Source organism: Bacillus cereus group sp. BfR-BA-01350 (assembly GCF_022663775.1).
GTDB lineage: Bacteria > Bacillota > Bacilli > Bacillales > Bacillaceae_G > Bacillus_A > Bacillus_A paranthracis.
The window spans coordinates 45,545-64,128 of the sequence record NZ_JAKUGD010000002.1 but is presented as its reverse complement, the minus strand read 5'-3'; the positions used below and the strand labels follow the sequence as shown (position 1 = coordinate 64,128).

Sequence of the window (18,584 nt, the reverse complement as noted above, 5' to 3'; positions counted from 1 at the left end):
TGCTACCAGTTTTTCCAGCGTCCCTCTGGATCAACACTTGCAAGTCTGACCCATCCATTTTGAACTTTTTCTCGAAATGTGAAATCATTATTTAGCAAACGTTCTATATATTTAGTAGGCGCTTGAATTACAATGAGTAAACGAAGTGGTGAGTGATACGTTTCACTATCTGACTGCATAACGGATTGCCAAGGTAAGCCTGATAACAAATCACTTGCATTTCCTTGCATAACACCAAGACCTGCCGTAACGGTTTGTGTTGTTTTGTTTCCACTACCATAATAATGAGGGGCTACAGTTGAAGCGTAATATTGTAGATTGATCCACTGAGCTACTGTTCCCGGTCCCGCTATGATGTTAGCTAATATATCGCCACTTTCATCCTGTTTCCAATCATAATTATGAAGGAAAGCTCTACCTTCTAAGTCACAATCCCGAGTCAATTCACGCTGTCCGATAATAAAAGATGCATTACGAGCTAATCCCCATTCCGGACGTATTTCACTCCAATCTTCTGCAAATCGGTGTGCCTCTTTACTCGGATTTTTTATTTTCGTTTTAAAATGAGGTAATTGCATTAAACGCTCTCTATTTGCATGTTGACTTACATTCGGCATAATCGACTCAATACAATCAAATGCTTCTTGCGCAGTTTCCGAAAGTTTTGGGACGTAAATCCATTCCAATTCATCCACTGTTGTTTTATGTTCAGCTGCTGCAAAAATGGTGTCATCGGGAATTTTAATACCTTCAGCAGACAACGCCTCTCTCACTTCTGGAAGATTACATAAAGTAGCGAAAACTCTTGCATTGAATCCCCCTGCTGCTCCGCCACAAGCACCACACTCAAGCGCTGCGGCATAAGGATTGTTCGTACTTTGACTACTGTGGCCGCACATTACAACTAAAGGAGCGAATTTTTCTGTCAATCCCACCATTTTTAAAGCTTGACGCACATAGTTCACTTTTTCTTCTTTCGTAAAACCGATCGGTATCTCACATTTTGTATCATGAACATGATTAAGTGAGAATGTTGTATCAGGTTTTTGCAACATATTTTTACGAAGGTTACGAATGAAGCCACCTACTCTTCTTGGCACAAAACTCCTTGTTATCATTTGTAAACCAAGTAAAGGGCCACTTACCTCAGGTAATAGCATACTTGTCAGTACATTTTGTTTCATTGTCTTAAACGTATAACTTACTGAGCTGTCTATATTCTTACGTTGCTCATAAGATTTATATTCATTTTCATCCGCGAGCTCTTTTATTTGATGTTTCGGTTTTAATATAACTGGCAAAGAAGGATGGCTGTCATTGCTACCTAGTTCAGTAGTTGCAATTGGTAACCCAAAGAAACCAGCTATTCCAAACGTTTCGAACGGACCTAATTTTTCTAGGTGGCGACGAAACGGTTCTGAACGTACATCAATACAAAATGCTAATTGAGCTACTACACGCTTTTTATCATTAGTTGCACGTTGTTTAGAAGCGATCTTCTCCTTTAATTGCTCTGCATGGGTCTGTTCCCAAGCTTCTAGCCAAAGTTTCTTGCGAGTATTTTCATCAAAGTGATAAGCGAATGCTAATAATTCACTTTGTTCAGTTGCAGACATTTGTGACCATTTCTCTACTGAAATATCCCCCCAATAAATCCAAGAAGCTATTAGTGGGACGATCGAAACTTTTTTCTCAACCTTTTGATTTTTTAAAGGTAAATACGGTTTTACAATGGCTAGCTCCATAGAAAGTCGCACTGCTAAATATTCTACGAGAAGTTCCTGTTCCTCAATTGATTGTTGCGAGCGCCATCGTATCATTCCTGCCCATCCAGGCAAAGAAAGTAAGTGTCCTTCAAGGTAAGCTTGCCTATTAGATTCAGAAATTCCTAATTCAGATAATGCCTTTGTTAAAGCTATAAGGGGATCTTCTGGCCAATCTTTTAAAACTTTACGTTCAGTTTTACTGAGCGCTGGATCAAATGTAATAAGATGTTGCCACGCACGATAAAAACCTTTCTCTCGGTTTGGCATCGCCCAACTTGCCCCGGCGTCATCAAGATATAATTTACACCATTTAATAATATGATAATTGAGAATATCCGATAGGTTGTCACCATTTTGATTCTCTATAAGCGAGCTTATTGGTTGCATAGAAGAGTCTTTCATACTCCCTGTATTTACATAACTTATTTCTTCTGCCAATTTATTTAATTCTGGCGATGATAATAGACTAGAAGGTAATCTTTCTAACTTTAAAGCTGCTTGGCAAAAACGCTCTGCTGTCTCTCGCGGCATATGAAAAGATTGTGAATCAAGCCAACGAGACAAGGCAATTTGTAAAAATGATTCCTCAATCTCACCTTTCGCCTTTGCCGAATGAATCATAGAAGCACTAGGATATATATCTACATTACGAGCTTCTTTTAACCAATCTGCAACTTGTTCAAATGATTGTTTTTCAAGTCCCATCCAAGGGTGATGAGCTGCAAAGGTTGAGATAGGCCAAAGTGGCGCAATCACTCGGCTAGCAGATTCAACTAAATCATTCATATTCTTTTCTTGTATTTCAATGTTTGTATCTTTCTTTTTTAAAGTTTCTTTCGTTACGATTGACTGTATGCTCATCACTGATTACCTCCCTTTGATACATCATGTTTCAGATAGCTTGGATGACTTTCTACTGACTTTCGTCTCGCCTCACCTACTCGAACTGACCAAAGATAAAGTACAGCGGATAAAGTAGAAGATTGATTACGAGTAACGAAAGTACAAATAACACTACTAAATAGTAAGATACATATAACAAAGATAACGGCTGGAGCTGAAGGTTGAACACTTTGGTACATGTCAGTGTGCAACCATTTATAAAGAGAATTATGAACGGTAAAGTAAATGAGAGAAAATCCAATCAAAACAATTAAGCCGGCAATTCGTCCCATTCTTCCCTCTCCAAAAACAACAAGCTGTTTCCATGAAAAGTATAATGACCAGCCTAAGATGAACGCACTAACTAATTGATACCCCTCTCCAGAAGTTATAAACCAGAAAGCAATTGCTATAAATAACCCTAAAACACGCCCGACTATCATCCATAAATTGGACATCTTTTCATTAGACTGCTTCACTACCTCAACACGTTGTACTGAGGAACCAGCTTGTAAAAACAGTGTGGCTTTAAATAAACCGTGTAACATTAAATGAATAACAGCTGCTAAATAAGCACCTAATGCACATTGAATCAGCATAAATCCCATTTGTGCAATCGTTGAACCTACTAGCTGACGCTTATAATCAACTTGAACTAAACTAATTCCTGTTCCTATTAAGACAGAAATACTAGAGAAAATGAGTAAAATGATTTGTGCAATATCATCATGAAAAAGTGGCGAAAATCTAGTTAACATGATACCGCCAGCATTTACTAAACCCGCATGCATAATAGCAGAAACAGGAGTCGGAGCAACAGCTGATTCAATTAACCATCTTTGAAAAGGCCATTGTGCTGCTGGAATCATCACAGCTACTATAATCAATAAGTTAATTCCTGTTTTCTCTAATGTTCCAAATTGAGCTACATTTTCATTCGTTAAAACTGATGTTAACTGCCACTGTCCAGTTATTTGAAACAGCCAAATGATAGCTGATAGTAAGGCAATCCAACTTATTGTAAATAAATAGCCTGAGATTTTTGTTGCTTCACTAACTACCTTCCACCCTTTATTTAGCCCGATGAGTAGAACCAATCCTATAAGTGTTGCACCCCAACACATAATCATGAAGCGAAGATCATCACTTAACCATGCAACTGAAGATACACCTGTAGTAAATGTAAAAAGTGCAAAGTATTTTCGATATGAGCGGTCTCCCATTAAATAACGTACAGAAAATCGCTGAATGATTAAACCAATTGTAAGAACGAAGAAAGCCATTAACCAAGCTAAAGTATCTAGATGCCAAGGCCCCACAACTCTATCTCCATTGTGATTAACAAGTGCAAGTAAAGAAACCAATGAAGGCAAAGCAGCGATACCAATATGGATATGAACAAAACGTAAAGGCATCCTTGCATGTAAAAACAATAATCCACTTAGCCAAGAAGCACTAAGCGCTATAAAAAATAATGTTAACAGTGTTGATGAACTTAGCGAAATTAACATGTAAAATACTCCCTTCCAAACGAAAATAACCTATAAAAATTCCTTTTCATTACGATAGTTTTTTTAATTTCAATTTTTATTCACTCTTTTTCGTACATCGTTTTTTCCATAAAAAAAACCGACAACTTCCATAATTCAATGATTTTATATCATCATTGAATTATGGAGATTGTCGGTTTCACTTCAACTAACTTCAATAAAGTTTTTTGAAGAGCTCCCATTTTATAGAGGATAATAATGTATGTATTAATCCTATTAAAAATAACAGTATATCTCTGATCTCCTAGATTATGCAATCAATATATCAATTTATGTTATGCGCTATCTTTCAATTAAGAAACTTTTTCATTTAGTCAATATTACATATTAAAAAAATGCTAAAGCCTTAATTATAGCAAACTGTTAAAATGAGCATCTATTAATTTTTAAAACAATTATAAGATAAACCATATTAAGCAGTTTGTCAATTTCTTTATCCGTTTTTTTAAGAGTTATTTGAATTAAGATTTATTATACCTAAATAACTTCAAGTTTTTAATTATTAGCCTGTTAATAAAGTACAAAACTTGTAGGTTTCTTAATCCTTCCACTAACCATACGGTATTTTTAAAATTTCTCCTCAAGATTATGAAACAATTTAAAAATCATTACTCGTTCACCAGTACGCGAGCTTATATCCGTATGAAAACTTTTCACTTTTTCTCCAGTTAATTCTAATATAATCTCTTTCAAATCGTCAATTCCAGATTCAACTAGCTCCGAACGATTTTTCTTTATCGTTAGCATACCGTCTTTTGTTTCGCAAACAGTATATTCAGCCGGCGTTAAAATACCTTGTAAATTTACGATAATCATATCTCGTAATATATCTGTCTTAACGGATATAGACCCGCGTCCTAGGTAGTCCTTTTCCCAGTGCGTAATTGCTTTACTTATCTCTGACTCAATAGAGCCTTTTGAGTTTTTCATTTATGTATCCTCCTTAAATAAAATGTAATTACATTTATAATTACAATAACAATATAATAATCTTGATTGATTCCATTTTCAATTACTAAGATGACATTCTTGAACATTTTTTATTTTGAACCTCTCCATAATGAGACCATTTGAATAACTATTTTTTTCATCTCAATCATTTTCCGCTTTGCTTCTTCTAGTTAAACGAAAAATTGGCATCTTTTATAATAATGAAATTCATTTTTATTATTTTTGAATAACTTGTTCTGTTGGATTGATAGGCATAAAATATCATCATATCGTTATCTAGCTAAACTTATGAAAAGTCAATTTTAAGTGAGATTTTTTTCTAATGGTTATATATATGGAATGTAAAGATTCATACATATTTAATCCGCTTGCCGCAGAAAAAAATGTATATGTCATTGCGAAGAGATATGTACTAACTAAAAAAGTGTTGGGGCATGTGGAAATGAGGAAGGATATGGAATAAGAACGAACACGCTGATGATTTTATAAAAAACTTACTTAACAATTCATGTTTCCGTTTAGTAAAGATTTGCTTATTCAGTTAATAGACATGGGGAGATTTCAAAAAGGGAGTGCAGTACAGGTCAGCATACAAGCATTCCCTTCCAATCATAATGTAAAGTTATTTGATAGAACGATTTACATACTAGTTTCTCTTTTGACATGTTGGTTCATGATTCTACCTTTTTGTATATATATATGCCACCAACCAATTAGAACTGAGATTAATGAAATCCCACAAGCCATAATTAAAATAATTTCTCCACTTAATTTGAGTAAAAGAAATCCAGCTAAAATTACACCTAATGGCTGAGCCATTGTTACTCCTGAAGCAATAAATCCCATAGTACTTCCAAGATGTTGATTCGGTATTATTTGTTGAAGTTCGGTTTGATATATTATTGATACAGGAGCGGCGAATAAACTAAATAGACCAAATAATACAATACTTATTATGATTGAGTTTGTCATAAGACCGCCTATTGCACCAAATATTGTTGAGAAAACATAGAGAACCATTGCTATGTTAAAATTTATTCTTTTTACTTTATATGTCATTGCCGCACCTAGTAAAGTTCCAATTCCCATTACTGTAAAACAAATTCCTAATGCAGCAGAACCGTTGAATTTCAATCCAGAAAAAAGATTTGGCAACAAAACATCCATAATCATAACAAATGCCATGTTGGTAAATATTGAAGATGCAATGGCACTAAATATCCACCGCTGGTGATTTAATATTTTTATAGTAGATTTGAACGCATTAATTACCCCTCTAGAATTTGATGGTGATTCCGTTAATTTAACAGTAAGGAACAGAAAAATATAACAAGCTAATGATATAATGGCCATAAAAATTGCGACGGCCATAGCTAAAGAGAATCCTCCTATCAAAAGGAAAACACCCGCTAAACTTGTTCCTATAATAGCAATACTTTGTGTGACAATACTAATAATACTATTAATAGATTTTAGCTTTTCTGGTTGAGCCAAGGACGGAATTAGTGTCCTTTCAAGAGGCGTTAATATAGCGGAAGAGATGCCCATTAAAATTACAATTACAGCATAAATCCAATATCCCATTCCTTCTGTTGAAAGATTAAGAAGACCCGCAATTAATAAAAAACAATGTGAAATTATATTACAAATACTTGCTGAAATTCCAAGAGGAATTTTTTTCATTCTATCAACTGCTATACCACTTAACATCGTAAATAAAATTCCTGGAACATAACGAAATGCCATAAGAGACCCATATATTAGTGGTGATTGAGTTATATTAGTAAAATACCATGCCATGGCTAAAAAGACTAAACTGCTTTGAAATGATTGAACTCCCATTGCAATGATAATAGAATTTATTTGTTTGTTCATTGTTTTTGTACTAAAGAAAGTTCATTTTTAATCGCCTTACTCACCATCATATCTTCCATGAATTGCCAACCAAACCATTGGTAGGGAGTATTTTGAATAAGCTGTTCGATCCAAGAAAAAAGAGGTAAGATAATGCTCCCTATTTCAGTATAATTAAGAGTAGGACCAAGATGTAATTCATATTTTTCATTATATGTCATTGCTATAGGAATTACTTTACTTTTACATAAACGACCTATATGTTCAACTCCCATTGGAACATATACTTTTTCTCCCAACAATTTTAATTCAAAGAAAGTTTTATCTTCTGATGAAGAAATTTCAGGATATATTATAGGGTAATTTCCATTGTTATAGCCACGAATAAGTTTTCTTAAAATCCATATGTCTGGAATTTTCATAAATTCCACCTGAACATTTGGTAAAATATTATTAATGCTACTATTAACACTTTCTGCATCTATGTACCCTGATGCTAGTATATGTGATTCTGGTTTAATAAAATGTCCGAGAATATGAGGTACTAACATATGTAGTCCAAAATGTGGGATTACAAATATACATGGTTCTTTAATAATTTCTGAAAGATTAGGAGGAATAGATATAAAAGATTTACTTATCCCCTGTTGTTTCAGCATTCGTAAGAACCATGCCCAATGCATTGGACGATATGCTAGGAATTCTTTGTATTTTAATATCATTTGTTCATTTTCATTAACAAATGTCGAATAAGTTTTAGGCGTGTTCCAATCTTCTGGTTTTGAACATAGATGCAAAAAGTCCTCTTTATTTAATGTTAAAAGTTCTTCTATATTGTTACTTAATTCTGGAAAACTTAGATCTTTGATTTTTCCCATATTTCATCCCTCACTTTATAACATTCTGGCATAGCGTCGTATTTGTTTAATAAAACTCTTTGAGCATAGCATCTACAAGTTTGCATTGTACAATCTCCATGGAATTTACAACCTATGCAAGCAGTTAATTCATCTAACTCCCAGCCCCCACGATAAAAATCCCATTTTCGACTATTCCATGCAGAAAGAACACCACCTTCATCTTTTACATTAGCAATAATTTGTGATGTATCACCTATGGATTCTGTACAAGGATAAATATCTCCATTTGCTCCAATTGCTAATAAGTACATTCCTTGCGGCCCAACATTGGGTGGTAATTCGAAATCATTATCTTTATTTTTAGGGCCTGGATAATAATAAGTCTGAAATTCAATTTTAGTAGAAGGATATTCTTTTGTTATTTGTATTACTTGTTTATGAAAATAATCTAATTCAGACAAAGTAAATTGAAAATAATCAGGGTTTAAACTAGCCCTTCCAGATACAGATGCTGGGTGAAAACTTATTCCATTTGCCCCATTTTCTATACAAGCTTCTACAACTTTTCTAACTCCATCAGATTTTACACAATCCGGAACTAATACTGATTCAACAATTACATAAAATTTATCTTGTGCAAATCGCTTTAAAGTATCCATAACGCGTTTATATGAACCTTTTCCACGCATTTGATCATGATAAAATTCATCACCATCTAAGGAGAGGTGTATTTGTAGCCCTCTTTGTTTTTTTTCTTTTACTTTTAATAAAGTTTGATAAACTTTATCACTTACTCTATGACCATTAGTGAAAAATTCAAAAAAACATCTTAAGGTACCTGCATGTTCTAAAATTGCACATATATCTTTTCGGGTTGTTGTTTCTCCTCCTGAAAAAGCGAGCTCTATAACGCCTAAATTGTCTAATTCAGAAAACAATTGAATTACCTCATCAGTATTAAGTTCATCAGAAATATCTACAAATGGAGATGATTCTCTTAAACAATGTTTGCATGCAAGATTGCATCTCATAGTACTAGTTATATTAACCTTTGTAGGAAATGTCATTGGTGTATATTTAAAAGAAGCGGGTGGTGATATTTTTAAGTTTGAAAGTGGCTTAGTAACATTTTCTTTTTTACTGGTTTTTAAAATTGTATTTCCTAAAATCATTTCATTAATAAACTGATTGAATTCCTCCCGTTGAGGTAATTCATTTAGTTCCATAGCGCGCTTATGATAGAACTCCCAGGCGTCCTCTATAGTTCGTGATTTCGAAAGGTATACTAATAATTCAAAGGCTGCTGCTGAAAGGAATTCTGAATGTCTAGTTTTAGCATTATAAAAAAAACGAGCTTCTGAATTTATATAGTGATGCTCATCACGTAATATAACATCCTTAGAAAGGATTATGTACATTATTCTTTCCTCCTTACAGAATATATTTTTAATTATTTTTTAAATCCACTGGGAACTAAGTAGCCCCAGTGGATTTAAAAGTTATTATGTCTAATAATGTTTAAATTTACTATTTTTGTGGTGACGGTGGTTTTTGACAGCCACAGTTGTTAAAAGCTGGTTGTGTTCCATGAATTACACTTGTGTTCTTTTTCATACTTTTCACCCCCTTCAAATTATTACCTATAAAATAACATTTTTTATAAAAAATGTAAACTAGTAAACATGAATAACAAATAGAAAATTCTGATTAATCAAACCGAAAACATATATTCGGATTTTAAAAATAACATTTATTGGATAATATGTTAAGACTAAAAAACATATAAATTATTGCTAAATATAAGTCTGAAAATTATGTTTTTTATTTTATAGCGCCCTATAATTTAATAATTCCTTACGACAGCACGAAATACTTTTCGTCTATAGAACCAATACACTCTATACTAACCAAGTTTCTTGTAATTGTTAATAGAATTGTTTTATCCTCATTTCAAGGAGGAAATAACTAAGTAGTTTCTAGTTTTATAGTACGAAGCGTATTTTTAACATTAAAGAAACAAAAATAAAAACCCCCAGTTTCTCTAAATTAAAATTGAGAAACTGGGGGTTTTTATTTAAAACAAGTAACTTATTAGTAATCCTGCTGATAATAAAAAGCCGAAAATCGTATTTGTCATCGCTGTTGATTTCATGGCGATGCGCATATATCCGGGATCCTTTGCACCTTTTTGGAAACTTTGAATGGCAGAGATTGGTTTTCTTAAACCTAGGAACATCACTAATGCCCAAGGGCTTATATAACCCATCAATACAATTACCGCAATCCATAAATAAGCAACGAAAAAGGCTACAGCTAGTGTTACTATTGCTTTTTCTCTCCCAAGGAGGATTACTAATGTCTTTCTTCCACCTTTAATATCTTCTTCAATATCTCGGATGTTATTTGACATGTTGATTGCACCGACTAAAATTCCAATTGGAATGGAAATCAATACACTTTCAGTCGTTATCGTATTCGTTTGAATAAAGAAAGCAATAAGTACAAAGCATGTCCCCATTAACAAGCCAGAAACTAATTCTCCAAACGGAGTGTACGCAATTGGTAATGGACCACCTGTATATAAATAGCCAACCGCCATTCCGATTAAACCGATGACGACTAACCACCAGCTACTATTCATACAAATATAAATTCCGATAAGTGCAGCTAGTACATATAATAAAAGTGCGACTGTTAACACATTTTTTGGTTTCAATCCATGACGGACAATTCCGCCACCAATTCCAACAGAATCAGCTGTATCTAATCCACGTTTGAAATCATAGTACTCATTAAATAAGTTCGTCGCTATTTGCAATGCTAAACATGCAACCATCATCGCAATAAATAAAAGCCAATCAATTTTGGCAACATAAAGTGATGCCACTGTTCCTAAAATTACAGGAGAAAACGTCGCCGTTAACGTATGCGGGCGCGTCATCTTCCATATTAATTTAGCGGAACTAATTTCTTTCTCTGTCCCCATAACTCTGTTCAATCTCCCTACATTTAAGTATAAATTACTAACAGTATCTTTCTATCTGTTTTCTGCCACGTATCCATTATATCAAAAAATGAATTGGTAATAGAACTGTAATGCTCTTGCTTATCTCTCCATCACTCTTAAATTCAGTTTTTCAAAAGAAAGCCCGTTGCTCACATTCGAACAACGGACCTTTTTTATAGTAACCAATTTAAAACGTCTTCAGCAATCTCTTCTGGTCTATCCCAGTGCATTAAACGCTTATCTTCAAGTATAATCGATGCTATTTCATGTAAGTTAATGACTAGATTACACCTTCACGCCCCTCAAATTAATATAGTTTAATAATTGTATGATTCGTTTATCATATGTGTGATGTTTCAAAGTTCTATCCAGTCCATTTTTTGCTATACGTTTTCTTTCTTGTACATGTTCCAAATAATACTCTGCTTTTTGTATAAACTCCGATGCACTATTAAAAGTTTCTATTTCAACACCTGGTATGTAATGTTTTGCTACATCTGGACGTATATCAGTTAATTGAAAAGAACCTACGGCATTAATTTCAAACGTCCTATTATTTACGGAATACGCTTGAATATTTGCAGAGTTACAATTCAATTCCTGATCAATTAGTGAACGATGCAAATTTATATTGATTTTAGTAGATACGTAAAAATGTAACGCATCTTCATACTTTGCAAGTGGCAAGATTTGTATTTTATCCTTTAACCTTTCATAACTCTTTAAATTCTCCCAACCGAAACCTACAATTTTTATATTTTTTTCTGCTAAATACTCTGAAATAGAGTCAACAAAGTTAATTCTATTTTCAAATGCGGTTCCTATAAAACTAAGATCATACTTATATGTATCTTCTTTAAGAGAAGGTTTAAACACATCTTGATTTGCTGCTAACGAGAGATGAAATACATTCTTACATCCTATCCCTCTATAAAACTTGATACAATTTAAATCTTGCGTAAATATGTAATCATAATACGGCACAAGATGTTGTGTTACATCCGTATAATAAGGATCATCTGTCAGCCAAAGTCCAGTAGTAAACCCTGCCTTTTTTAAGAATGGCATAATATGATTAAATTCTTCACTTAAACCGCTTAATACCAAAATAAAATCTGGTTTCATTTTTAACGCGGTTTTTATAGCTTTTTCTGGACTCACCATACTTGTATCGCTGTTTATCTTTTGTAAACTATTCAAAATTGCTGCTTCGATCATTGGATAATAAAAAGGAATTCCTGATTGAATAAATAAAATTTTCTTAGGAGTATTGTCTTTCATGTCCTTCCTCCTATACATATTTTCTCATCCTCAAAAAAGCACTTTATATTCTGGGTTTAGCTAAGGCCCTTTTTATGTAGGCTCTGCAATCTTTATTCATTTTCATAACATCCTACTTTATATTTATAAGCATCGTTTATGTCCATTATGTGGAACTTTCCTTATTTTATAGGCTGATGGGATTTGGGGAGGTGTCACAAAGGGAATAAAGTTAGGTTATATTCAGCCAAATTATTAAACATAGAAAATGAGCATATAAAAGAAAGAGCCTACTCGTATGAATTGGCTCTTTCTCTTTTACAATATCTACAAAAATATGATTAAGCGAATAAAAAATTATTCCCACACAACTCCCCGTCGCTCATATTCCATTCTATATTCAACAGCAGCTGCAATTTTAGAACTTGCGAACTTTTCCGTAATCCAAAGTCCTAAATCAATTCCTGAAGTAACTCCCCTTGCAGTAATAATAGCCCCTTGATCCACAATTCTGTAAGGAAGAAGTTCTGCTCCATGTTTATTCATTTCACTCTGCGCCAAATGATGCATTGTTGCCTTTTTATCATTCAATATACCGGATGCAGCTAGTAGCATACCTCCTGTACAAACACCAGCAACAATCGTTCCTTCATTGTGCATCTCTCTAATCATTTTGGTTAAAGTACCAAGCTCTGCTTGCTTTCGTGCCCCGTGCTTCGCTTTATGATTCCAGCCACCACCAGGTACAATTAACAAATCTGGACGATTATCCATTCGTAAAAAATCATGTAATTGAACCGTAACTCCGAACGAGGTAGTAACTTCTTGTTTTGGTTCACTTGAAACGAATTCAACTGTAAACGGAGCCCCTTCTTCTATCGCTCTTTTCAGTACCTCAAACGGTGCGAAAGAAACAAGCTCACCAAAGCCATCAAACAATACAATTTGTATTTTCATTTTTAGAACACCTCATATGGTTTCTTATTTGAATCCCCAATTAGGAGAATACATGTTATGTACAAATTAATAATGAAGATAGTCTTTCTCCCCTCACTCTATAAACTTCCAAATGTTCTTCTAATTTCCTCTTATCACTTATTACACTTAGTGTTTTCTTCACAAAATTCCAATTTAAACTACCGGATAACCATAGTAACGAAGAAAGTCTTTTGTAATCATTTGATGTTACAATATTATGAGCCTTATACCCTTCTAAAAATGCACTAGCAACACTTGAACATACTTCATGCGAATGTATTCCTTCTGTTCGAGAATACCACTTTAGTAAAAAGGCTAGTCCTTCAATACGATCAACATATCCAATCGATTCGGCATCTACAATTCCTTTTACCTGCTCACTTGAGTCCCATAAAACATTCAAAGGATTTAAATCTGTCTGTACGATAAACTTTAATTCACCCGTATATGCACACTCTATATGATATGTAGCTAGCTTTATATACTCCCGTAATTCTTTGCATGCGCTTGCCTTACTTTCTAACATATGAATAAACTGGGCATACCCATCCAAATGTGATTTCTTTTGAAAAATCGAGCTTTGAAATGCGCAAGATATGTCATGAATCTTTCTTGCTTCCTTTCCAAAGGCTTTTGCGATAGCTTCTGTACAATGTGTAATATGTTCTCCCTCAATCCAATTAGACAAGACAAATCGGTATTGTCTCTCATTCCAAGCGACAAGTGTAAATGGCTCCCCTGCCCTATTCTTGTTTATCTGCATAAAAGGAATTCCATGTTCGCGTACATAATACGTAAACCGTACTTGCTCTTTCAGTTGTTCGTTTGATAACGCTCCAAAAGCTGGATTGATTGTTCGCTTGCTATTTATAAATCTTGCGGAATATTGCTTTCCATTTACGATAATTTTATAGTGTAAATCTGTATGCCAACTGTTCTTATGTAATTCTTCTTCCACTGCTAGTGAATGAATTTCTTTAAAATAATTCATTACTACATTTCTTATTATGTGTTTCACCCCATTCTCTCCTTTCATACAAAAAATTAGGGTACGTGTAATTCATTACGCTTCCCATAATAAAATTTATTTCACTTAATTAAGCATAGCTAGGATATTTCAAATAGGAAATAGAATTATAGACAATAGTAGATGGGAGGCATATTATTGAAGATCTTAAAATTCGGTATAATTGGAGCATTAAGTATCACTTTATTAATTGGATGTACAAGTAATTCAAATGAAACGAAAGCTTCCAACAAAGAAGCATCCACAGCAGTGAAAGAAAAAGAAATTGTATATGAAAACGTTATGTTTGAACAAAAAGAAGTGAGAAAACTTGAGATTAGTCCTGTAAATTCAAAAAGTAGTAATCAAGTATTAAATACAGAAAATATAAAAACAATTTTCACAAGTATGGAAAGCGCAGAGAAAAAAACACTCCTTCTAGATCAAGAGGCCAAAGACTATATACATTCAAAAATGAAGGTTACTTATCAAGATAATTCTATACAAGAATTCTTTGTTTGGATAGAGTCTGATAGTGACATCGTAATAGCAAAAGCGAGCGATGAAACACACGGTGAAGGTTATGATTTAAGTGAAGATAATTCTAAAAAAATCATTCAGTTTTTCGAAAAGGCATCCCAGTAATAATTACACAATAGATGAAATATACAGTAAAAAAAGAGTCAATCTCCTATGCAATAGAAGATTGACTCTTTCCTTTATTTATAAAAATTGTTTCATACATTGAAGCTCAGACTACTCTTTTTCCTACCAGATCATCAAATCCCAAATAAACATGTGAGGGTATAGTTGGGAACATATAATCGGTATGACGAAAAAGAGTAACTATTATTACATCATCCTTATTTAAAACTCAACCAAGCATCCGCCCAGTCCGCATGATCATTTCCGTTACCGTTACCAGCATCATCAACGACTAGTTTTAATTCTTTCTTACCTATAAGATCTACATCAACAAATTTTGCTGGCGTATTATAGTACATTGTACCGCTATTAAATACTTCGGCCCCATCAAGCAGTACTTTAAATACGACCGAACCGCCTTTACCACCAGGCTCCTGGTCGATTCCTACATATGAATGAAATCGTTTGTAAGTTGCATTTGATATGTCGTACGTAATTTCTGACTTCGAATGAGTACCGATCCCTTTTTTATACGTAATCGGTCCTGTCGTTCCGAGTAATGAAAGTGGGTTTTTATCAGTGCTTTTATCTTTTTGAACCGTTGCCCATCCAGCTGTTGCTTTTACCCATGAAATGTCACTAAGATAGATGCCGCCGGAAGCAACTTGCACTTTCGTTGATGTTACCACCGCATTCCCCAATTTTACAGAAACTCCAACTTCTTTTACTCCTTTAAACTCGGATGGCGGAGTTATAACAAATGAATACGTCTCCTCTCCTCCTGCCGGTAATTGAAAGTCTGTCGCTAATGGATGTGCATTCCAGCCTTCTGGTAATTGCAATTCAATTTTTCCAGGTGTCACTTTTTCCTTTATTTCATTTTGGACCTTTACCTTTAATGTAGTCGAACCACCTTCACTACTAATTGGATGTGGGTCAACATTTGCCGAAATTAGCTTTACTGCTGGCGTTACTTCTATTTGATTGGATTTACGAATCGTCCCGCTATCTGTAGTTACCTCCGCTTCAATGGAATACTTATTAGCAACTACATCAATAGGGACAGATAAATCTGCCTCAATTGTTTTCGATTGCCCTGGTTCAACGCCTTCAAAAGCTACTTGAATCGGTTTCACATTCCAGCTCTCTGGAGCTTTTATAACCACTTCTCCAGATGAAGATTTCAACGTACCAAAGTTTGATAAGTTTGCCTTTACCTTAACTGTATTTCCTGCTGTTACACTGCTGGGAGATTCTAGATCGAAACTAAGCATAGACTCAATTTTATACTTTCTACCTGCTTCCGTTTTAAATGAAATCGTATCGCCATCCTTCGTAAATGGCACCTTTGTATTCGTACCGACTCTTGTCACAGTAAACGATGTATTGAACATCGGACTTTTTAACTTTACATCGTTTCCATGATCAGAAGTCACCTGAATAACTGTAGGCGTGCCATTTTTCCAATCCGCATCAATCGTAAATGCACCGCGTGCTCTTAATCCTTTATAAGAACCGTCCTTCCAATCTTTCGGAAGTGCAGGCAATAGTTGAATAGAGTCGGTATGGCTTTGAATTAACATTTCAGCAATTCCTGATGTTGCGCCAAAATTCCCATCAATTTGAAACGGCGGATGCGTATCAAATAAGTTGCTGAGCGTACTTCCAGTAAGTTGCCCTTGCAGGATTTTATACGCATGGTCACCATCTAACAAACGTGCCCATAAGTTAATTTTATTCGCTTTACTCCAGCCTGTTCCCTCGTCACCACGATGGTTTAAAGTAACTTTAGCTGCCTCTAGCCATTCTGGTGTATTGTGATTAATCATACTTCCTGGATATAGCGCAACTAACTGGGATATATGCCTATGCGTTTCACCAGGATCATCTATATCGTCCTTCCACTCTTGCACCTGACCATATCTACCAATTTGAATTGGCGGGAATAATTTATCCCTTTTCGCCTTTAACTCATCCCGAAATACATTATCAACCTGTAAAACTTCACTCGCTTCAATTACATTAGAGAACAATTCATATACTAACTGTTGGTCAAAGGCACATCCATTAGAAATGCCACCAAGCTCTGGAGACCAGCACGGAGAAACAACTAACTTCTTATTTTGATCTTCTACTAAAAACTTACTATGAAACTCTGCCGCTTCTTTCAGTATCGGATAAATCTTTTCTTGTAAGTATTGTTTATCATCCGTAAATTTGTAATGCTCCCAAAGATTTTGACCAATAAAGGCATTCGCACTAGGTGCCCATCCCCAGCCTAATCCCCATCCAGGCGCAGTAAATCCAAATGGATTATTCATCGTGTTAACGGTCCACCCGCCGCCTATAACACCAAAATGTTTTTCTGCTGAAACCCTTCCCGGTTCTCTCAATGAATCAACATAATCCATTAATGGCTCAGCTGTTTCAGACAGATTCGTCACTTCTGCAGGCCAATAATTCATTTGGAGATTAATATTAAAATGATAATCACTTTCCCACGGTGGTGTGTTCGAATTATTCCATACTCCTTGTAAATTTGCAGGAAGCGTTCCTGGTCTTGAAGAAGAAATAAGCAAATATCTTCCATATTGGAAGAATAGTTCTTCTAAATACTTACTGTTTTCTTTACTGTAAGATGCTAGTAATTCATTTGTTGGAACGGATGGTTTTTCTCCTCCTAAATTTAAAGAAACACGATTAAATAAAGAGTAATAGTCTTTTATATGTGTATATTTTAAAACCTCATAACTCTTGTTAGAAATAGCAGACATAATTTTTTCAACCTTTTGATGTGGATCTTCCCCCTTATAATTCGGGTACTTATTTTCATAATCAGTAGCTGCAGTCATAATAATTGTTAAACTATCTGCATTTGCTACTTTAATTTTCCCATTCTCTGCTGTTAATGTACCGCCTTCATTCAGTACTTTAAATTCCGATTCATATTTCATTCCATTATTCGCTATTTGTCCTTTTATCGTGATTTTGTTATCTTTGGACGTTACTTGCCCTCCCTGTGCACTCGTTGGTCTAACATCTAATGAAAGCTGTTTCGATTCACTAGCAGTTAAACGCATGACCATAACGCGATCGGGATAACTTGCAAAATATTCCCTATTATATTGAACACCTTTATAGCTATAGGACACCGTAGAAATTCCCTCATTTAAATTTAATTCCCTGCGATAATTGGAAAATGAAGACCCATCTGGCATATTAAAATCTAAGTATATGTCCCCAAAATTTTGATAGGAACCAAAGCCTTTTTGGAGACCTGTGAGAAATTGCGTAGATTCCCTTTCTGCTCCTGATTTATCACCTTTTGATAACTTTTCTCTAATGCTACCTAAGTGACTCGCTGCCCCATCACGATTCCCGTACGTATACTCACTCGTACTGCTTGGTCCGCCAGTCCAAAGCGTTTTTTCATTAAACTGAATACGTTCTTGTTGGACTCCACCAAAGACCATTCCACCCATATAGCCATTACCGATTGGCAATGCTTGTTTTTCCCAATCTTTTGCTGGCTCGTTGTACCAAAGTGATAGTTTCTTTCCCTCTGGTTTTGGATTTTCAATCGTAATAGGTGCTGTTGCTTTTGCTTTACTAAACTCTCCAGTGCTTCCTAAAGAAAATAATAAAGTACTAAAAAGCAATCCCCCTGTTAATACGTTTCTCAGTTTCAAATTTCCATCCCCTTTTGAAAAGCGAATGTAAAATGTCCCCTTCTGCCCATTGACTTCTTCTATTCTCTCTTTGAAATTCGCTATTCTTTTATATGGAAGTATAAGAGGCAAAAAACATTTTCCTCTTATACTTCTT

General features: G+C 34.6%; 12 protein-coding genes. 1 reads left to right on the top strand and 11 read right to left on the bottom strand.

The features are described from left to right. Positions 1-2: 2 nt before the first annotated feature. The 10 genes from MR147_RS04435 to MR147_RS04390 form a co-directional block, all read right to left on the bottom strand. Positions 3-2,627, bottom strand: a complete 2,625-nt coding sequence (locus MR147_RS04435; protein ID WP_242303687.1) for a DUF2309 domain-containing protein — start codon at positions 2,625-2,627, stop codon at positions 3-5. Next, positions 2,627-4,159, bottom strand: coding sequence for an NADH dehydrogenase subunit 5 (locus tag MR147_RS04430; protein WP_074607286.1), 1,533 nt, complete (start codon positions 4,157-4,159; stop codon positions 2,627-2,629). Before MR147_RS04430 ends, MR147_RS04435 begins: the two co-directional genes overlap by 1 nt. 606 nt (positions 4,160-4,765) lie before the next feature. After that, complete coding sequence (locus MR147_RS04425) at positions 4,766-5,128, bottom strand: Na-translocating system protein MpsC family protein (RefSeq protein WP_000798158.1); 363 nt, start codon at positions 5,126-5,128, stop codon at positions 4,766-4,768. 660 nt (positions 5,129-5,788) lie between these two features. Then, on the bottom strand, positions 5,789-7,024 hold the full coding sequence (locus MR147_RS04420) for an MFS transporter (protein WP_016087261.1): 1,236 nt from the start codon (positions 7,022-7,024) through the stop codon (positions 5,789-5,791). Beyond that, entirely contained in the window at positions 7,021-7,881 is an 861-nt protein-coding gene (locus MR147_RS04415; protein ID WP_074611040.1) for an LpxL/LpxP family acyltransferase, read from the bottom strand. Before MR147_RS04415 ends, MR147_RS04420 begins: the two co-directional genes overlap by 4 nt. Beyond that, positions 7,860-9,281, bottom strand: coding sequence for a radical SAM protein (locus MR147_RS04410; RefSeq protein WP_242303686.1), 1,422 nt, complete (start codon positions 9,279-9,281; stop codon positions 7,860-7,862). The genes MR147_RS04415 and MR147_RS04410 overlap by 22 nt, the downstream gene beginning before the upstream one ends. Before the next feature lie 656 nt (positions 9,282-9,937). Further along, entirely contained in the window at positions 9,938-10,849 is a 912-nt protein-coding gene (gene menA, locus MR147_RS04405) for a 1,4-dihydroxy-2-naphthoate polyprenyltransferase (RefSeq protein ID WP_074608335.1), read from the bottom strand. A gap of 306 nt (positions 10,850-11,155) precedes the next feature. After that, positions 11,156-12,151: a CgeB family protein gene (locus MR147_RS04400; RefSeq protein WP_242303685.1), complete on the bottom strand. Its 996-nt coding sequence runs from the start codon at positions 12,149-12,151 to the stop codon at positions 11,156-11,158. 336 nt (positions 12,152-12,487) lie between these two features. After that, positions 12,488-13,087 (bottom strand): DJ-1/PfpI family protein, encoded by a 600-nt coding sequence (locus MR147_RS04395; protein ID WP_242303684.1) that lies wholly within the window; start codon positions 13,085-13,087, stop codon positions 12,488-12,490. Between the two features lie 55 nt (positions 13,088-13,142). Further along, positions 13,143-14,126, bottom strand: coding sequence for a phosphotransferase (locus MR147_RS04390; protein ID WP_242303683.1), 984 nt, complete (start codon positions 14,124-14,126; stop codon positions 13,143-13,145). A gap of 147 nt (positions 14,127-14,273) precedes the next feature. On the opposite strand from MR147_RS04390, the gene MR147_RS04385 reads away from it, so the two are divergent. Continuing rightward, positions 14,274-14,759, top strand: a complete 486-nt coding sequence (locus MR147_RS04385; protein ID WP_139302802.1) for a YhfM domain-containing protein — start codon at positions 14,274-14,276, stop codon at positions 14,757-14,759. Between the two features lie 218 nt (positions 14,760-14,977). On the opposite strand, the gene MR147_RS04380 is transcribed toward MR147_RS04385, so the two are convergent. Then, a complete protein-coding gene (locus MR147_RS04380; protein WP_242303682.1) occupies positions 14,978-18,448 on the bottom strand; it encodes a glycosyl hydrolase family 95 catalytic domain-containing protein in 3,471 nt (1,156 codons plus the stop codon). Positions 18,449-18,584 lie beyond the last annotated feature (136 nt).